Source organism: Neobacillus sp. B24 (assembly GCF_055381825.1).
The window spans coordinates 426,235-443,823 of the sequence record NZ_AP035777.1 but is presented as its reverse complement, the minus strand read 5'-3'; the positions used below and the strand labels follow the sequence as shown (position 1 = coordinate 443,823).

The 17,589-nt window shown below is 44.0% G+C and carries 16 protein-coding genes; 1 reads left to right on the top strand and 15 read right to left on the bottom strand.

The features are described from left to right. Nucleotides 1–483 precede the first annotated feature (483 nt). The 5 genes from gatB to ACZ43M_RS02220 all read right to left on the bottom strand — a co-directional run bounded on the left by gatB (nucleotide 484) and on the right by ACZ43M_RS02220 (nucleotide 4,778). The gene (gene gatB, locus ACZ43M_RS02240; protein WP_464507922.1) at nucleotides 484–1,914 is read right to left on the bottom strand and encodes an Asp-tRNA(Asn)/Glu-tRNA(Gln) amidotransferase subunit GatB; all 1,431 of its coding nucleotides are present in this window, start codon (nucleotides 1,912–1,914) and stop codon (nucleotides 484–486) included. A 16-nt stretch (nucleotides 1,915–1,930) separates the two neighbouring features. Continuing rightward, on the bottom strand, nucleotides 1,931–3,382 hold the full coding sequence (gatA, locus tag ACZ43M_RS02235; protein WP_464505868.1) for an Asp-tRNA(Asn)/Glu-tRNA(Gln) amidotransferase subunit GatA: 1,452 nt from the start codon (nucleotides 3,380–3,382) through the stop codon (nucleotides 1,931–1,933). Nucleotides 3,383–3,395: 13 nt separating this feature from the next. Next, the gene (gene gatC / locus ACZ43M_RS02230) at nucleotides 3,396–3,689 is read right to left on the bottom strand and encodes an Asp-tRNA(Asn)/Glu-tRNA(Gln) amidotransferase subunit GatC (RefSeq protein ID WP_464505867.1); all 294 of its coding nucleotides are present in this window, start codon (nucleotides 3,687–3,689) and stop codon (nucleotides 3,396–3,398) included. A 444-nt stretch (nucleotides 3,690–4,133) separates the two neighbouring features. Further along, on the bottom strand, nucleotides 4,134–4,262 hold the full coding sequence (locus tag ACZ43M_RS02225; protein WP_464505866.1) for a hypothetical protein: 129 nt from the start codon (nucleotides 4,260–4,262) through the stop codon (nucleotides 4,134–4,136). Between the two features lie 24 nt (nucleotides 4,263–4,286). Next, on the bottom strand, nucleotides 4,287–4,778 hold the full coding sequence (locus ACZ43M_RS02220; protein WP_464505865.1) for a VanZ family protein: 492 nt from the start codon (nucleotides 4,776–4,778) through the stop codon (nucleotides 4,287–4,289). A 95-nt stretch (nucleotides 4,779–4,873) separates the two neighbouring features. Between ACZ43M_RS02220 and ACZ43M_RS02215 the strand changes: the two genes are divergently transcribed. Next, a complete protein-coding gene (locus ACZ43M_RS02215; protein WP_464505864.1) occupies nucleotides 4,874–5,323 on the top strand; it encodes an OsmC family protein in 450 nt (149 codons plus the stop codon). A gap of 23 nt (nucleotides 5,324–5,346) precedes the next feature. On the opposite strand, the gene fosM is transcribed toward ACZ43M_RS02215, so the two are convergent. From fosM to pruA, 10 genes are all read right to left on the bottom strand, one after another. Continuing rightward, nucleotides 5,347–5,769, bottom strand: a complete 423-nt coding sequence (gene fosM, locus ACZ43M_RS02210; protein WP_464505863.1) for a FosM family fosfomycin resistance protein — start codon at nucleotides 5,767–5,769, stop codon at nucleotides 5,347–5,349. Between the two features lie 18 nt (nucleotides 5,770–5,787). Then, complete coding sequence (locus ACZ43M_RS02205) at nucleotides 5,788–6,705, bottom strand: DUF7916 family protein (RefSeq protein ID WP_464505862.1); 918 nt, start codon at nucleotides 6,703–6,705, stop codon at nucleotides 5,788–5,790. Between the two features lie 174 nt (nucleotides 6,706–6,879). Next, entirely contained in the window at nucleotides 6,880–7,311 is a 432-nt protein-coding gene (locus ACZ43M_RS02200) for a YueI family protein (protein WP_464505861.1), read from the bottom strand. A gap of 231 nt (nucleotides 7,312–7,542) precedes the next feature. After that, nucleotides 7,543–8,829 carry an isocitrate lyase gene (gene aceA / locus ACZ43M_RS02195; RefSeq protein WP_464505860.1) on the bottom strand — a complete coding sequence of 429 codons (1,287 nt, stop codon included), beginning with the start codon at nucleotides 8,827–8,829 and terminating at the stop codon, nucleotides 7,543–7,545. Between the two features lie 54 nt (nucleotides 8,830–8,883). Further along, on the bottom strand, nucleotides 8,884–10,476 hold the full coding sequence (gene aceB / locus ACZ43M_RS02190; RefSeq protein WP_464505859.1) for a malate synthase A: 1,593 nt from the start codon (nucleotides 10,474–10,476) through the stop codon (nucleotides 8,884–8,886). Between the two features lie 166 nt (nucleotides 10,477–10,642). Beyond that, on the bottom strand, nucleotides 10,643–11,272 hold the full coding sequence (locus tag ACZ43M_RS02185; protein ID WP_464505858.1) for an NAD(P)-binding protein: 630 nt from the start codon (nucleotides 11,270–11,272) through the stop codon (nucleotides 10,643–10,645). After that, a complete protein-coding gene (gene cobA / locus ACZ43M_RS02180; RefSeq protein ID WP_464505857.1) occupies nucleotides 11,265–12,725 on the bottom strand; it encodes a uroporphyrinogen-III C-methyltransferase in 1,461 nt (486 codons plus the stop codon). Before cobA ends, ACZ43M_RS02185 begins: the two co-directional genes overlap by 8 nt. Before the next feature lie 27 nt (nucleotides 12,726–12,752). Further along, complete coding sequence (gene nirD, locus ACZ43M_RS02175) at nucleotides 12,753–13,073, bottom strand: nitrite reductase small subunit NirD (protein ID WP_464505856.1); 321 nt, start codon at nucleotides 13,071–13,073, stop codon at nucleotides 12,753–12,755. Between the two features lie 6 nt (nucleotides 13,074–13,079). Next, the gene (gene nirB, locus ACZ43M_RS02170) at nucleotides 13,080–15,503 is read right to left on the bottom strand and encodes a nitrite reductase large subunit NirB (RefSeq protein WP_464505855.1); all 2,424 of its coding nucleotides are present in this window, start codon (nucleotides 15,501–15,503) and stop codon (nucleotides 13,080–13,082) included. A 517-nt stretch (nucleotides 15,504–16,020) separates the two neighbouring features. Then, nucleotides 16,021–17,568, bottom strand: coding sequence for an L-glutamate gamma-semialdehyde dehydrogenase (gene pruA, locus ACZ43M_RS02165; protein ID WP_464505854.1), 1,548 nt, complete (start codon nucleotides 17,566–17,568; stop codon nucleotides 16,021–16,023). Nucleotides 17,569–17,589: the final 21 nt, after the last annotated feature.

Below are 17,589 nucleotides of genomic sequence, written 5' to 3'. Positions count from 1 at the left end.
TTTGAGCCGTTCTACCCCGACTACCGCTATAATAAGACTAATAAGAAAAAGGTCAACCAGAAAAATCTGGCTAACCTTATATTACGAACGTTTGGTTAAATGGGGGGTTAATCCTGTTAAAATAACGATTTTACTAAATTTATCCCAAGTTTTTTGTTGGAAATTGAATTCTAACCAAACGTTTGTTTAGTTTGGCAAGATGGCATAATAAAAGACTTTCAACATATTTCCGGTGGAAGCATGTCGAGTGTATGTCTTTGAAAATGGTAAACTCTTACGAATTTGAGGCTTTCTTGACTGTTTTTCTACCGTTCGACAGAAACTTGGAATTTCCCCTATCACCCAAACGTTTGGATGAATCTGCCTTAAACCCTTTTCAATAAAGGAAATTTTCCCGGGAAATGGTGCAGTGATTGTCGAAACTTGCATCGACAATTTATCGCGACAAAAAAGCCGGCAGAAACTAATCTGCCAGCTTTTGTTTTATCTTTTTTGCAATTCCTGCTGCAATAATTGATTGACCATCTGCGGGTTTGCTTGTCCCTTGGTAGCCTTCATAATCTGGCCGACAAGGAAGCCTGTTGCTTTGGCTTTACCGCCTTTAAAGTCCTCAATGGATTTTGGATTGTTATCCAACACTTCAGAAATAATCTTTAAGAGGGCACCTTCATCAGAGATTTGCACTAATCCTTTTTCCTTGACGATTTGTTCCGGATTGCCGCCGTTTTCGAGTAACTCTTTAAAGACGGTCTTGGCAATCTTTGAAGAAATCGTGCCGTTTTGGATCAGTTTAATCATGCCAGCAAGGCTCTCCGGTGTTAACATCACCTGATGCAGCTCTTTGCCTTCGGCATTCAAGTAGCCCGAAACATCGACCATAATCCAGTTGGAAGCCAATTTCGCATCAGCGCCGTTGTTAACGGTAGCTTCAAAAAAATCAGCCATTTCTTTCGTTACCGTTAAGACCTTGGCATCATAAACCGGCAAGCCAAGCTCTTCGATATACCGCTTTTGCCGCTCATCCGGCAGTTCAGGAATTTCGGCTCGGATACGCGCTTTCCAGTCTTCATCAATATAGAGTTCAACCAAGTCTGGTTCTGGGAAGTAGCGATAATCGTCGGAGCCTTCCTTCACCCGCATCAGAATTGTCGCACCCGTCGCTTCATCAAAACGACGTGTCTCCTGCTCGATTTTTCCGCCGGCAGACACAACCTCGCGTTGACGCTTTTCTTCAAACTCAAGTCCTTTGCGGACAAAATTGAACGAGTTTAAGTTTTTCAATTCGGTTTTCGTGCCGAATTCCTCTTGTCCAACTGGACGAATGGAGATATTGGCATCACAGCGGAGCGAGCCTTCTTCCATTTTACAGTCGGAAACACCGGTATATTGGATAATAGATTTTAATTTTTCCAAATATGCATATGCTTCATTAGGAGTGCGGATATCAGGCTCAGAAACGATTTCCACGAGCGGAGTTCCCTGACGGTTAATATCCACTAAGGAATAACCCTTTTCATGGTTCAGCTTGCCAGCATCCTCTTCCAAATGAATCCTCGTAATCCCGATCCTTTTCGTATAACCGTCCACTTCAATTTCAATCCAGCCGTGTTCGCCAATTGGCTGGTCGAACTGCGAAATTTGATAGGCCTTCGGATTGTCCGGATAAAAGTAGTTCTTCCGATCAAACTTCGTATGGGTAGCAACCTGGCAATTTAACGCAATTGCCGCTTTCATACCATATTCGACTGCCTTTTTATTTAACACTGGCAGTACTCCTGGATAACCGAGATCAACGACTGTTGTATTTGTATTCGGCTCAGCACCAAATTGGTTTGGGCTTGCCGAGAATATTTTTGAATCTGTCTTAAGTTCGACGTGAACCTCGAGTCCAATTACTGTTTCAAATTCCCTTATCACAGCTACACTCCCCCTACAGTTCCGGCTTTTGTTTATGGTAGTCTGTTGCTTGCTCAAATGCATGTGCCACACGGTAAACGGTTGCCTCATCAAAATGCTTGCCAATGATTTGCAATCCAAGCGGCAGGCCTCCGTCAAAACCACATGGAACGGAAATCCCCGGTACTCCCGCCAGGTTTACAGGGATAGTTAAAATATCGTTAACATACATTGTTAATGGATCCTCAATCTTTTCACCAATCTTAAATGCCGGTGTCGGAGTAGTCGGCCCGATAATCACATCGTATTTTTCAAACACCTGCTCAAAATCTTGTTTGATTAATGTCCTTACCTTTTGTGCCTTTTTATAGTAGGCATCATAATAACCTGAGCTCAACGCAAACGTTCCAAGCATAATCCGGCGTTTTACCTCATCACCAAAGCCTTCCGCACGAGTCTTTTTATATAAGTCCAGCAGATTTTCCGCGTCCGGCGTCCGATAACCGTAGCGCACACCGTCAAAGCGAGCCAGGTTGGCCGACGCTTCGGATGAAGATATTAAATAGTAGGCTGCCAGCGCGTATTTGGAATGCGGAAGGGAAACCTCTTCCCAAACAGCACCTTGTCCTTCAAGGACTTTTAGCGCATTCAAGACAGATTCTCGAACGGATTCCTGTACACCTTCACCAAGGTACTCCTTAGGTACAGCAATTTTTAGACCTTTCACATCACCTGTCAATGCGGCTGCAAAGTTTGGCACCTCTACGTTTGCGGAGGTTGAATCCATTGGATCTAACCCAGAAATAGCCTGCAGCAGGTAGGCGTTGTCCTCGACATTTCTCGTAATTGGGCCGATTTGATCGAGCGACGATGCAAACGCCACAAGCCCGAAACGAGAAACCCTTCCGTAAGTTGGCTTCATACCAACAACGCCGCAAAACGCAGCTGGCTGACGAATCGAACCTCCGGTATCGGAACCAAGGGAAAACAGCACTTCACCTGCCGCAACTGATGCTGCCGAACCGCCTGACGAACCGCCTGGTACTCTGTCCAGGTTCCATGGGTTGCGCGTTTTTTGGAAACGGGAGTTTTCGTTAGAAGACCCCATCGCAAACTCGTCCATATTTAATTTACCGATTGTCACCGTTTCTGCCAGCTGCAGTTTTTGAACAACAGTGGCATCATAAATCGGATCAAAGTTTTCCAGAATTTTACTAGCGCAGGTTGTCCTAAGACCCTTTGTGACGATATTATCCTTTACCCCGATTGGCATGCCGTATAGCAGCCCTTTTGTGGTATCCAGGCTTTCATCACGCGACTTTGCCATCTGACGTGCCCTGTCTTCATCCAATGTTAAAAATGCTTGGACTTTGTCATCTACCTCAGAAATTCGTTTGTACGACTCATCAACAAGGTCAGAAACTTTTAGTTCTTTTTTATGTAAAAGCTCATGAAGATCTGAAACTTTATGATCAAATAAACTCACGATTCTATCCCCCTTACTCTCCCAAAATTGATGGTACTTTAAATTGTCCGTCCTGATGCTCCGGTGCATTTTTCAAAACTTCTTCTCGCGGCAATCCCGGCTGCGGAATATCCTCGCGCAAAACGTTTTTCATATCCAGAACATGGTATGTAGGTTCCACATTTTCCGTATCGAGCTCATTTAACTGCTCTGCAAACGTGATGATTGCATCAAGCTGCTTTGTCATCGTCTCAGCTTCTTCATCAGTAAGTGCCAGCCGTGCCAAATTGGCCACATGCTTGACCTGGTCATTTGAAATCCGTGACATCTTGGTTCCCTCCGTTCCCAATCTCATTTTAATAATGATGATACCAAACTTTTCCGCTTTAGAGCAATGATTTACCATAACAGTATGGACAAGAAAAGGGTGATTTAGAGCTTTTGCTCGCTATGAACTTGAAAAGACGGGGATTTCGTTTATGTTTTTAATAATAAAAAAATAGGAAGAACAATTCAGCGGTTTACTTGAGAGGTGCAAGAAGCGGGTTTAATAAATAAGCGGAAAAATTTCTCCTATTTGGAAAATAGCACTGAAAATGGCTCAAATAGACGGAGAGATTCCGACTATTGACTCAAAAGACGTGAAAATGGGTGATTTTTCTTTGCTTAATCGGAAAAACTCCGCCTATATTGCCCGAATCTAGCGCTATTCTGCTGACTAACCGGAAAATCTCCGCTTATTTCAAATTCTCTGATTCGAATCAATAAACGATTAATATTCGACAAAAGTGGATAAATGAGAATAACCGCACTGTGAATTTGCCTCAAACTGACCTGGCCCCATTGATTTCTTTAGATTTTTTGCAAACAGCATAAAGAATCCACTTTTTTCTTTTGCCATGATGTTCTGCATCTCCCCATTAACTTACTTTCTTTTCCTGCGCGGTTTCTTTCTCGACCTTGTCATCAACTGCCAAACTTTAAACGGAATGTAGCCCAGAAACCCGCCAAACGTATTTAAAATCAAATCATCCACATCAAAGCTCCCAAATTCAAAAACCAGCTGCAGGATTTCGTAAGTCAAGCTTAAACAGAAGGTGGCGAGAACAACGGTACCCAATTTTTGATACCGTTTTGCGAGCAATGGTAGAATAAAACCAAACGGAATAAAGCCAATCACATTCCCCGCCAGGTTCTTGACCCGAATATCAAGATTGATATCCGCCAGGAACAAATAAAAGTTAATCGTCTTGAACGGAACAAAATTATTGGTACGCCAAAAATATGGCTGATTGCTGAAATTAAAATGATTGATAATCTCCGATAATGGAATATATTTGAAAAGCACGAGCTTTGTAAGAATCGCCAAATAAAGGAATAGAATGATTAGTAGAACAAATTTCTTGAAAATTTTCATGTATGATAGGCTCCAAATAAATTACTAAACCTACCATACCATATTTTCAAAGTATGTGGTCACAAAACTAAAAAAGAGTAATGGAGGAACAACTAATGGCTGAACATCGTTTTCATCTAAAAGCAAACTGGCCGGGGCTGCGGAATGATGTGGGAGAAATTGAGACGGCAAATCTTAAAACACAGGTATCGATCCCGCCGGAAATGGATGGCCCCGGGGTCGGTACCAACCCTGATGAAATGCTGCTTGGTGCAGCAGCAACCTGTTATATCATTACACTGGCGGCAATGATGGAACGCAGAGGGCTGGAAAAGGTAAGTTTAACCATGGAGTCTGAGGGAATTGTCGATGTGACGAAAGGAGTCATTACGTATAAAAAAATCATTCATCGTCCTCATATCGTATTGAGTGCTGCGGCCAATGAAGGGGACATTGAGATGGCTCATAAACTGGCAAAAAAAGCAGAAACCTCATGTATGATCAGCAGAGCCGTTCAGGGAAACGTGGAAATACATCTGGAGGAAACCGTGGAAGTGGCAGAATAAAAGGGGCTCATGAGGCCCCTTTTTCAATCATAAAACTTCATATGCGTTTTATCTTGTTTATAGTAATCTAACCGATCCTGAAGGATTCCGGTATGAAACTCAAACTTATGTCCATCAGGGTCGGTGAAGTAAATAGACCGCTTATCTCGTTCATCTCTTTCACGCCCGGGGAGGATATTTACCTGTAATCTTTTCAGTTTATCGTACATTTTTTGAAAATCTGCTTCGTCTATGGAAAAAGCAATATGCGTATACGACTGGGAGATTTCATTTCTAGGTATTCCTACTTCCTCGTTCAGCGCAAGCCATAATCCATTTAAATCAAAGTAGGCCGTGCTGCGCCCTGTTACCAGCAGCTTTGCATCAAAAACCTTCTGATAAAATTCTATTGATTGCTCTAAATTTGAAACGGAAAATAATAGATGGTTAATTCCTTTAATCCTCATTTTTCACACTCTCTTACGTTACCGTTTTACTGAGGAAGCCATTCTTACATAGGTATGTCGTCTTCCTCTAACGGCAATAGAATAGGTCATAATATTTTCGGGTACCGCAATTCCATAAAAACCAGTGTCACCAATATGATAGATATCTGCACCCGCCATTTTACTATTTAGGGCAATTTGGCGGATTGTTGCTTCATCTGCACCCTCTTGACTTGTACCGATTGTCAGCATAGCTAGTGCACCATTAGCATGAACCAAGCTAACAAACTTCTCCATCGCCGCTAACGTAATTCCTGGAACGGTTCCTGGAGCTGGCATCAAGATAATATCAGCACCCGCTTCGATAAAGCTGGTGATGGTCTCCTCGGATACAATGCTGCTGCCTGTTTCATTTGCGACTCCCGCACCATGCATTTTTCCGGCAATAATTAATCCTTCATCCCCAAAAACTTCACGTGCCTTTTTAATTGAGGTAATCGTTTCATCGTTGGTTACGCCAGTTTTTGGATTCCCTGTTAAACAGACAAAGTTGAAGCCTAATTTTTTTGCTTCTCGTAATGATTCTTCTGAAGCCACTCTGCCTTTTGATAGTGTATCGAGGTTTTCAATTTGTTGGGCATTAAGGTCAACTGGTTCCAAATTCAGACCTACAGGTCGCCCTGTTAATTCCTTTATTTTCTCAACAACTGATTCATTTTCTTTACATTTGTAGCCTTGAATCGATGGGTTAAAGACATCAAATAAGTTTAATAATAGTAAATCCGCACCGAATGCAGCAGCAAGCTCTGCATTGGTAACACTGGGATATAACGGAGCTACTGCCGTCATTGTTTCTGATAGTATCGTTCTTCCTTCAGAGGCTCTGATCGATTGTTTTAAGTCCTGACCATTCATTCTCTGAAAATCTGCTGCGGTACAATCTAAAATTCTTTTCAACAAAGATTCCTCCCATTCAGCGTATTTTTCTGTTATCTCAATGATATATTTATCACCCAGATAAATCCAGAAATACTAAAAGTTGGAGGTCCAGCAAACTAGCAAATTGGTCACTCTACAGAAAATAGAATTGTCAAAACACAAAAAGGAGCTAATTAAAGCCCCTCCTTTGGTTTACCTTTTAAATAATTTCGCAAAAAAGCCTTTTTCTGGCTTAACCTCGTTAGTGTATGCTGCCTTTTTTGTAATAAGTATCTCTTCTTTGTCAATGGCATAGTCCATCGCCAGTACTAAGCCAATATCCGTGTCGTGCTCCTTGTTGGTAACAATCGTATGGCCGATTTTGTTTTTGGTCGCGATTTTAACATACTTGGATAAGTCGTCATAGTTCATATTTCCGTTTAAAAAAAGATGCGCCTGTGGGTGCTGCTTCATGAATTGGCCAAGCTCTGGGTACGGCTTTGCTTCTGCAACCTGACTTTTCGTAAGTGCCACAATGATTCGTTCCCTCAAGGTCCCTAAGTACTTGCGCCGCTCTTCCGGCTTCGTCTCCAAAGCCCCGTGAATCCCCTGCTGCAACACCTCATCAACATTGGGCTTTTTCAAAAAAATCAACTCCATCAAATAGGCTAATTATTATGTATGACTTTAACACAAAAAAGGTTACAGACAAAGGAAACTTAGGCGGGTATACGTGACCTCAAAACTTCATTTAACCCGGTTCCGGGCACGTAGACAGGTTCTACGTTACCTTTTTCCCTCCTTAAACTCGTTTTTGGGCACGTAGAACACAAAAATCCCCCTCTCCAAATAGGAGAAGAGGACTCAACCTAACGATTATTTTTTAGAACCAGTGAATTGCTCTTCTTCTGTAGAGCCCTTCAATGCTGTAGTAGACGATGTTCCGCCAGTGATGACCATTGATACTTGGTCGAAGTAGCCAGTACCTACTTCACGCTGATGACGAGTCGCTGTATAGCCGTATTGCTCGCTGGCAAACTCAGCCTGCTGAAGCTCGGAGTAAGCAGCCATGCCATGGTCTTTGTAGCCTCGGGCAAGTTCGAACATGCTGTGGTTTAGGGCATGGAAGCCGGCAAGTGTGACGAATTGGAACTTGTAGCCCATTTTGCCAAGCTCTTGTTGGAACTTCGCGATGGTTTCATCATCAAGCTTCTTCTTCCAGTTGAATGACGGCGAGCAATTGTAGGCAAGCAGCTTGCCAGGGAACTTCTCATGAATCGCTTCAGCAAAACGGCGAGCTTCATCGATATTCGGCTCGGACGTTTCACACCAAATTAAGTCAGCATATGGTGCATAGGCCAAACCGCGGGCAATTGCCTGGTCAAGTCCAGCTCTAGTGCGGAAGAAACCTTCTGTTGTGCGCTCACCTGTAATAAATGGAGCATCATTTTCATCGATATCGCTCGTAATTAAATCCGCAGCGTTGGCATCCGTGCGGGCAACCAATACAGTTGGAACACCCATAACGTCGGCAGCCAAACGAGCGGCAATCAGGTTACGGACTGCTGTTTGCGTTGGCAGCAATACTTTACCGCCTAAGTGGCCGCATTTTTTCTCGGAGGAAAGCTGGTCTTCAAAGTGAACCCCGGCAGCACCTGCTTCAATCATGCCTTTCATTAATTCAAAGCAGTTTAACTGACCGCCAAAACCAGCTTCTGCGTCAGCCACGATTGGTGCAAACCAGTCAATCGAGTTGTCGCCTTCAGAATGTGTAATTTGGTCAGCCCGCTGCAGCGCTTGGTTAATTCGTTTGACAACAGCCGGAACGCTGTTAGCAGGGTACAAGCTTTGGTCCGGATACATATTGCCGGAAAGGTTGGCGTCCGCCGCTACCTGCCAGCCGCTTAAGTAAATGGCTTTCAGGCCTGCCTTTACCTGCTGAACGGCCTGGTTGCCAGTCAGGGCACCAAGAGCGTTGATGTAGTCCTCTTCATTCAACAGCTTCCAAAGCTTCTCTGAACCAGTACGTGCCAATGTATGTTCAATATCAATTGAACCGCGGAGTTTAATAACATCCTCTGCTGTATATGGGCGGGTAATCCCCTTCCAGCGTGCATCCATTTCCCAGCTTTCTTGTAAACCTGCTACTCTTGAATTTGTCATTTTAGTATTCCTCCCTATTAATCTATTAATATTTTTTATAAAAAAATTACTTACTTACAAAAGTTCATACCCAGGCAGAGTCAAGAAATCCTTGAACTCATCCTGCAAAATCAGGTTATCAAACAGCTCAACGGCTTCGTCAAAGCGGCCGCCAGAGTAGGCTTGTTCTCCCATTTCCTGCTTGATCTTCTCCAATTCCTCTACCTTAAATTGTTGATATAATTCAGCTGTTACTTTGCGGCCATCGTTCAGGACACCTTTCGGGTGGCGAATCCACTGCCAAAGCTGGGCCCTTGAGATTTCCGCCGTTGCTGCATCCTCCATTAGGTTGTGAATAGGCGCTGCGCCTCTTCCGGATAACCAGGAAGCAACATATTGAATTCCAACATTGATATTGGTGCGGACACCTTCTTCTGTAATCGTTCCACCGGGTACTTCCAACAAATCTCTGGCCGTAATCGTAATTTTCTGCTGCTTTACACTATGGATTTGGTTTGGCGTCGGCATTTCGCGGTTAAATACTTCCATCGCCACCGGAACCAGTCCCGGGTGGGCAACCCATGTCCCATCATGTCCGTCACGGGCCTCGCGTTCTTTATCGGCGCGCACCTTTGCAAACGCCTCTTCATTCGCCTGCGGGTTATTTTTTATCGGAATTTGAGCAGCCATTCCACCCATAGCCGGAGCCTTGCGGCGATGACAGGTTTGAATCGTCAATAGCGAGTAAGACCGCATAAACGGTACGGTCATCGTCACCTGCGAGCGATCCGGAAGAATCACATCCCCTTGGCTGCGCAGTTTTTTCAAATAGCTGAAAATATAATCCCAGCGGCCGCAGTTTAGGCCAGCGGAGTGTTCCTTTAGTTCATAGAGGATTTCATTCATTTCAAACGCCGCCAAGATGGTTTCAATTAACACAGTCGCTTTAATAGTCCCTTGCTTCACTCCAAGTTTTTCTTGTGCAAACAAGAACACATCGTTCCAGAGACGGGCTTCCAAATGACTTTCAAGCTTTGGCAGGTAAAAATATGGGCCTGACTCACGTGCCAGCAGCTCTTTTACGTTATGGAAAAAGTAGAGTCCGAAATCGACAAAGCTTCCAGAAATCGGGCGGCCGTCCAATAGGATATGTTTTTCTACCAAATGAAGTCCGCGCGGCCGCACCATTAGCACAGCAGTTTTCTCGTTTAACTCGTATTTTTTTCCATTAGGATTTTCAAAAGAAATCGTCCGCTTTACTGCATCTCTCAAGTTGATTTGTCCCTCGACGATATTCTCCCATGTCGGGGAAGTGGCATCTTCAAAATCGGCCATGAACAATTTTGCCCCTGAATTTAACGCATTAATGACCATCTTCCGGTCAGTTGGTCCGGTTATTTCCACTCGGCGGTCCAGAAGATCCTGCGGAAGCGGTGCAATCGTCCAGTCACCATTACGGATATGCTTCGTCTCCGGAAGAAAATCTGGCAGCTTTCCTTGGTCGATTTCCTTTTGACGTGCCTGCCGCGACTGTAACAGCTCCAGTCTTCGGGTCCCGAATTTCTCTTCCAGTTCCTCAATGAATTTCAAAGCTTCAGGCGTTAAAATCTCGTCATACTGGGCTTTTATGGCCCCGACCACTTCAATACCCCTTATCTGCGTCGACATGAACTTAATCACCTCTTTGTTATAATACAGTAACTTGCCTCGTTTTGTATTATATAACACGTTTTTAAAAAATGGAACTACTTTTCTGAAGATTTTTAAAAAATAGGGAAAATTATCCCATAAAGGTGATGAATTGAGTTTTTTCGCACAAAAAAACGGATACCTTTTAGTGGGTATCCGCTGCTGCTTCTTCAAATATTTTTTTAAAATCTGCATCTCGATTCCTGCTTGTCAATAATTCCGGGCTGACAAGCGCTGTTAATAGTTTACCTTTCAAGGACACATCGTTAATTTCCTGCAGTATCCACTGCCGCTTATCGTAAAGAAATTCCAGATATTCCTCGTAGCTCGGGTCAAATTGCTCTTCAAGCTGATCGCGAATTTGCTTAGCTAGAATCGGACTTGCGCCGCCAGTCGAGACAGCAATAGTTAACCGCCCTCGTTGCAGATAGGCTGGGACATGAAAGTCAGAACCTTCCGTGTCATCCGCTATGGCAATAAGCTGACGGGGCTCAGCCGCTTGTTTTACAGCCTGGTTTAACTTTGAATCATTTGTGGCCGCAAAGATCATGAACGCGTCTTTAAGGTCAGCTTTTTCAAAAGGACGGGACTGCCAATTAAGTTTCCCTTCGATAGCCTTAGCTCTGAGTAACTCGGTAGCATCCGGGCTAATAACGCTGATTTGTGCACCAGTTTCAAGCAAGCTGGTCACTTTTCGCTCTGCTACCCGGCCGCCGCCCACTACAACCACCTTTTTCCCGTTTAGCTGCAGCATAATAGGATATAAATTACTCATGTCCCATCACGTTCTCTTCGGCCAAATATTGTACCAGAGCTTCCTTGGTTGCTTTCTTCGGCATGCCGCTGGAAGGCAGTCCCATGGCTGAAACGGCACTTAGCGTTTGTTTGCCCATACTGACCAATTGCACGGCCTGTAGTAGTTTCATTGCGTCCAAATCACATGCCTTTAACGCGTCAACAAACGGCTCAACAGCAGCACGGCATGGGAATATCACTGTATTCAACTCGGCTTCTCCAAGTATCCTTTTAAAAATTGGCAGGTATTGCTCATCGAGCACTTTTTCACTTGTCATCCAAATGTCAGCACTGTCGTAGTTGTTCTTTAAGCTGGTGTTATCCCCGACAATCAGCAAATTCCCTGACCCTGACATCTCATCCATCAGCTTAGGAACAAACCCGCGCTCCTCTAAAGCACGAATCGTTTTGATTGATACACCAAATAAATCGGCGGTAATTTTTCGAATATCAACGGTGTCTTCCTTTAATGCTTTAAAAAATTCATCCACATTTTCAGGGGAGGAGAATAGGATTCTTTGATAGTCAGAAATTTTTGCTAGCACGTCTTGATTAACCGGTACAGGCACCCGCTTCCATTTTGGAAATTCTATTACATCGGCACCATTCTCACTTAATTCCTTCGCCAGTTCGCTGGCACAATCGCCTGTTCGGGCAAGCAGGATTTGCCGTCCATGTAAAGGCTTCTTTTCAAACCAGCTGATTTTTTCCCGCAGTGACACGACTCCACCCACTAGAATAATCGACGGATTCCTGAACTTGGCTTCCACCACTTTTGCTGATATATCCTCTAGTGTACCCTGCAATGTTTTCTGCCGGCCGAATGTGCCCCATTGAATGAGAATCACAGGAGTTGATGCTGGTTTTCCATACTTCATTAAATTTTCGCAAATAAACGGCAAATTTCCGACTCCCATGTAAAATGCAATGGTATCGACACCCCGCGCAAGACCTTCCCAGTCAAGCTTAGGTTTGCCGTCTTGTGATTTATCATGAGCGGTAACAACCGCAAATGATTCCGCATACTCACGATGGGTAACAGGGATGCCTGCATAAAGCGGAGCGGCAATTCCCGAGGTTACACCTGGCACAATTTCAAACGGGATTTCATATTGGGCAAGGGCTGCCGCTTCTTCGCCCACGCGGCCGAACACACCCGGGTCGCCGCCCTTAAGCCGGACAACCGATTTTCCCTCTAAAGCTTTCTGGACTAAAAGGTCATTGATATGTTCTTGACGCAAAATATGGCGATCCGGCAGTTTGCCGCAGTAGATCAGTTCGCAGCCGCTCGGAGCAAACTCCAAAAGCTTGGGATTGGCCAGGCGGTCGTAAAGAATAACTTCCGCCTTTTTGATGGCTTCCAATCCCTTTATTGTCATTAAACCGACATCACCCGGCCCTGCTCCTACCAGTAAAACTTTTCCTGTTCCCATCGTGCAGCATCCTTCCCTGTTTTCAAACTATAATACTACAAAAACAATATCCTTTTCTATTTCAATTTTATACATTTTGACTTGCCCTGTGTCGGGAGCTTGTACATTGCCATCCACAAGTGAGATTTTCCAATCATAAACCGGGCAGTAAACATACTCTCCGCTGACCAGTCCTTCCGAAAGGACACCGCCTTTCGGATGCGGACTGCGGTTATCCAAAGCATAAACTTTGCCCCTGGATGTCTTAAACAAGGCGATTTCCTTATCATCAATTTTGATGGAATAGCCGGTCTGCCCCTTTAGATTTGAATAATTAGCGACTGGAATCCTGGTAATTGTTTGCAACATGTGAACTCACTCCCCGACCTTAATGATTTGCTTTTTATAATATTTATCTTGAACTTCCTCGTTCTGAATCGCTTCATTCCATGGCTCAATGTATTTCTTCAAGGTTTGGTCCATGCGTTCGTTCAATGCTTTCCGAGTTTCATCGTTTGCCAGCAGATCTTGTACATGTTCCAGGCCAACACGTTCCAGCCACTTGGAGGTACGCTCCAGATAATTGGCTGTTTCACGATAGTACTGTAGATAAGCACCGGTTATTTCCATGACCTCTTCCTCCGTTTTCACGGTACATAACAGGTCTCCTGCCCGGAGGTCGACCCCGCCATTACCTCCGGCGTAGATTTCCCAACCGCCATCGATGCCGACAAAACCAATATCTTTAATGCCTGATTCAGAGCAGTTTCTTGGACAAGCCGATACACCCATTTTCACTTTATGCGGCGTATCGAGTCGCTCAAATTTCTTCTCAAGCTGAATTCCCAGTGCCATTGAGTCTTGGGTACCATAGCGGCAGAACTGGGCGCCGACACAGGTTTTTACAGTGCGCAGTGTTTTTCCGTAGGCATAACCAGATGGCATATTCAGCTCTTCCCAGATAGCTGGGAGATCTTCTTTTTTAATTCCAAACAAGCCAATCCGCTGACCGCCAGTTAATTTTACTAATGGAACATTGTATTTTTCAGCTGCTTTGGCAATTTTAATTAAATCCTGCGGTGTTGTCACGCCACCGTACATTCTTGGTACAACAGAATAGGTTCCGTCCTTCTGGATGTTGGCATGCATTTTTTCATTTACCAGTCGAGAATCGCGGTCATCCTTGTACCCATCCATGTAAATCATGCCAAGATAGTAGTTTATGGCTGGACGGCATTTGGAGCAGCCTTCCTCATTGTTCCACTGAAGAACATTCATGACTTCCTTCACAGTGGTTAAGCCTTTGGCTTTGATTTCTTCAACCAGTTCTTCACGGCTTAACGTTGTACAGCCGCAAATGCTTGTTTTTTGTGCCGCATTTTCGTCAAATTGATCGCCTAGTGTATGGGCAAGGATGCTGGCAACCATTGGTTTACAGCGTCCGCAAGAGCGGCCCGCGTTCGTGCAATGGCTGACTTGATCAAGAGTTGTCAGACCTTGCGCTTGAATGGCGTCTACAATCGCACCTTTGGTTACTCCGTTACAGCCGCACACAAGTTCATCATTTGGCATCGAGGCAATATCGTCACTGCCGGCTTCACCAGTGCACTCTGATTGAAAAATTGAAACGTTGGTCATGCCCGCAATGTCCTCTTTTTTCGTCAGCATGCGGTACAACTTTGTGCTGTCCTTTGTATCTCCATACATCACGATTCCAACAATATTGTTATTTCTGATTAAGACCCGTTTATAAACACGATCATAGTCGTTGTACGCCATAATCGATTGTGTCGTGCCGTCTTCTAAAATTTCTCCTGCCGAGAATAAATCAACTCCGGCTACTTTTAACTGGGTTCCAGTAACAGAGCCTTGGTATGGTTCTGTTGCAATGCCGCAAATGTGACCGGCAAGCACCTTCCCTTGTTCATACAACGGCGCCACTAATCCATAGACGATTTCTCTATGTTCTGCGCATTCGCCGACAGCGTAAATATGCGGTACACTCGTTTCCATAAAATCGTTGACTACAATACCGCGATTAACAAAGATGCCGCTGTCTTTGGCTACTTGTGTGTTAGATTTAATACCAATCGCCATGACAACAAGGTCGGCTTCTACTTCAGAACCATCTTTAAAGCGGAGACCAGTGACCCGTTCGTCCCCTAGAATTTCGACCGTTTCTTTTTCCATTAAAAAGTTCATGCCCTGTGATTCGAGCTCTGCCTTTAGCATAGAGGCTGCAATCTGGTCTAATTGACGTTCCATGAGAATTGGCATAAGGTGAACAACGTCAACCTTCATACCAAGGTTGAGCAGGCCTCGTGCCGCTTCAAGACCGAGCAGACCGCCGCCAATGACCACAGCCTTTTTGTATTGATCCGCAGACTTGATCATCATTTCACAATCGTTTATATCACGAAACCCGGTTACGCCTTGTTTGTCCGCCCCTGGAATTGGCAGAATAAAAGATTTGGAACCTGTTGCAATTATTAATTCGTCATACTGTACTTCACGGCCTTTGTCACTGATGACACGTTTGTTAGTATGGTCAACTTTGACAATGGCTTCTCCGGTATATAGTTGAATATGATTCTCTTGATACCATGCAAGCGGGTTGATAATAATTTCTTCAAAGCTCGTGTCACCCTGAAGGATATTTGATAGCTTAATTCGGTTATAGTTTGGACGTGGTTCTTCTCCAAAAATGGTAATTTGAAATTCTTCTGGCGCTTGCTTTAAAATTTCCTCGATTGTTCTGACCCCAGCCATTCCATTACCAATCATAACTAGTTTTTTCATTATGGATCGCTCCTATATGGTTACTTGATAGTTTTCAATTTAAATAAGGTTTTCTCTATAAATACATTGTAAATCCATGACCCATTTATGATTGTGAAGTTCATCACAATACAGCGTCTTCTGTGAATTGTTTCACATAATTGTCATAAACCGTTTATAAAAGACAATTTTGTGCTAGCAGGATGTGATTTTGTCTTTTAGAGGGTGCCTATTAGACAGTTTCATGGTTGGGCTGGGTTAATCTGTCTTTTAGAAGGCTTCTATTAGACATTTTTACCTTTACCTGTATGATTTTTGTCTAATAGAGGCTCGCTATTAGACACTTTCACTTCCCCCGTCTATAGTTCTGTCTTTTAAAATAGCGATGAAGGACAGTTTCTACCTGCCCTCGCTCGATTATGTCCTTCATACACCCGATGAAGGACAGTTTCAACCCACACCCGCTGGATTTTGTCCTTCATAACAAAAAAAAACCCTCCCCACATAAGTGAGAAGAGGTTTTTCACCAAACATTAAATTAATACATTTCAGATGTTGTTTTTGCTTGCATATGCAGCAATAGGTAATCTGGTCCGCCGGCTTTGGAGTCGGTTCCAGACATGTTGAAGCCGCCGAATGGCTGGTAGCCGACAATTGCTCCCGTACAGGAACGGTTGAAATAGAGGTTTCCAACATGGAAGTCTTCACGTGCCTGCTCAAGATGAGCACGGTTTTTAGTGATAACTGCACCTGTTAGACCATACTCAGTATTGTTCGCAATTTCAATTGCTTCGGTGAAATCTTTTGCTTTTGTAAAACCAACAACTGGACCAAAGATTTCTTCCTGCATAATACGTGCCGTTGGAGATAAATCGGCAATGACAGTTGGCTTAATGAAATAGCCTTTTGAATTATCACCCTCGCCGCCAGCCATTAAACGGCCTTCACCTTTACCGATTTCAATGTATTCCATTATTTTCTTGAAAGCATTATTATCGTTAACTGGGCCCATGAATGTTCCCTGGTCGGTTGGATCCCCTACTGTTAATTGGTTCGTCAATTCGACAACACGGTTCAAGACTTGATCATAAACTGACTCAACGACAACTGCGCGGGAGCATGCAGAACATTTTTGTCCGGAGAAGCCAAAAGCACCGGCAACGATTGATTGTGCTGCCAATTCTAAGTCTGCCTCAGAGTCAACGACAATTGTATCTTTACCGCCCATTTCTGCAATCAGGCGCTTCATCCAAATTTGGCCCGGGTTAATTTTTGAAGAACGTTCGAAAATGCGAAGTCCGACATCACGAGAGCCTGTGAAGCTAATGAACCGAGTATCTTTATGGTCAACTAAGTAGTCGCCTACTTCTGCACCGCTGCCAGGAACGAAGTTCAACACGCCTTTCGGAAGGCCTGCTTCCTCCATTACCTCAACAAATTTAGCTGCAATAATTGGAGTTGTGGAAGCTGGTTTTAATAATACTGTATTACCACTTACAATCGCAGCAACCGTTGTTCCGGCCATGATCGCGAATGGGAAATTCCATGGCGAAATGATGATGCCCACTCCAAGTGGAATATAGTTATAACGGTTGAACTCATTAGGACGGCTTTGAACTGGAACTCCATCCTTTAGAGCAAGCATTTGGCGTCCATAATATTCAAGGAAGTCGATTCCTTCAGCTGTATCGGCATCTGCCTCTCTCCAAGGCTTGCCGGCTTCTTTGGTCATAAGAGCAGAGAACTCATGCTTACGGCGGCGGATGATAGTTGCAGCTTTGAACAGCACATCAGCGCGAACCTCCGGCTTTGTCTTTTTCCAAGTTTTAAATGCCTCGACAGCAGCCTGCATGGCTTTTTCGGCATGTTCCTGATTTGCCTTGGAAACACGGCCGATTACTTCTTCTTTATTGGCTGGGTTATAAGATACGATTTTTTCTTCAGTAGTAATCTTTTCGCCGCCAATGACAAGAGGATAATCCTGTCCTAAATAGCCTTCTACCGTTTTTAATGCTTGCAGATAAGCTTGGCGGTTTTCATCAATCGAAAAATCTGTAAATGGTTCATGCTTATAAGGTTGTACCATTGCAAAACCCCTCCTATAGTA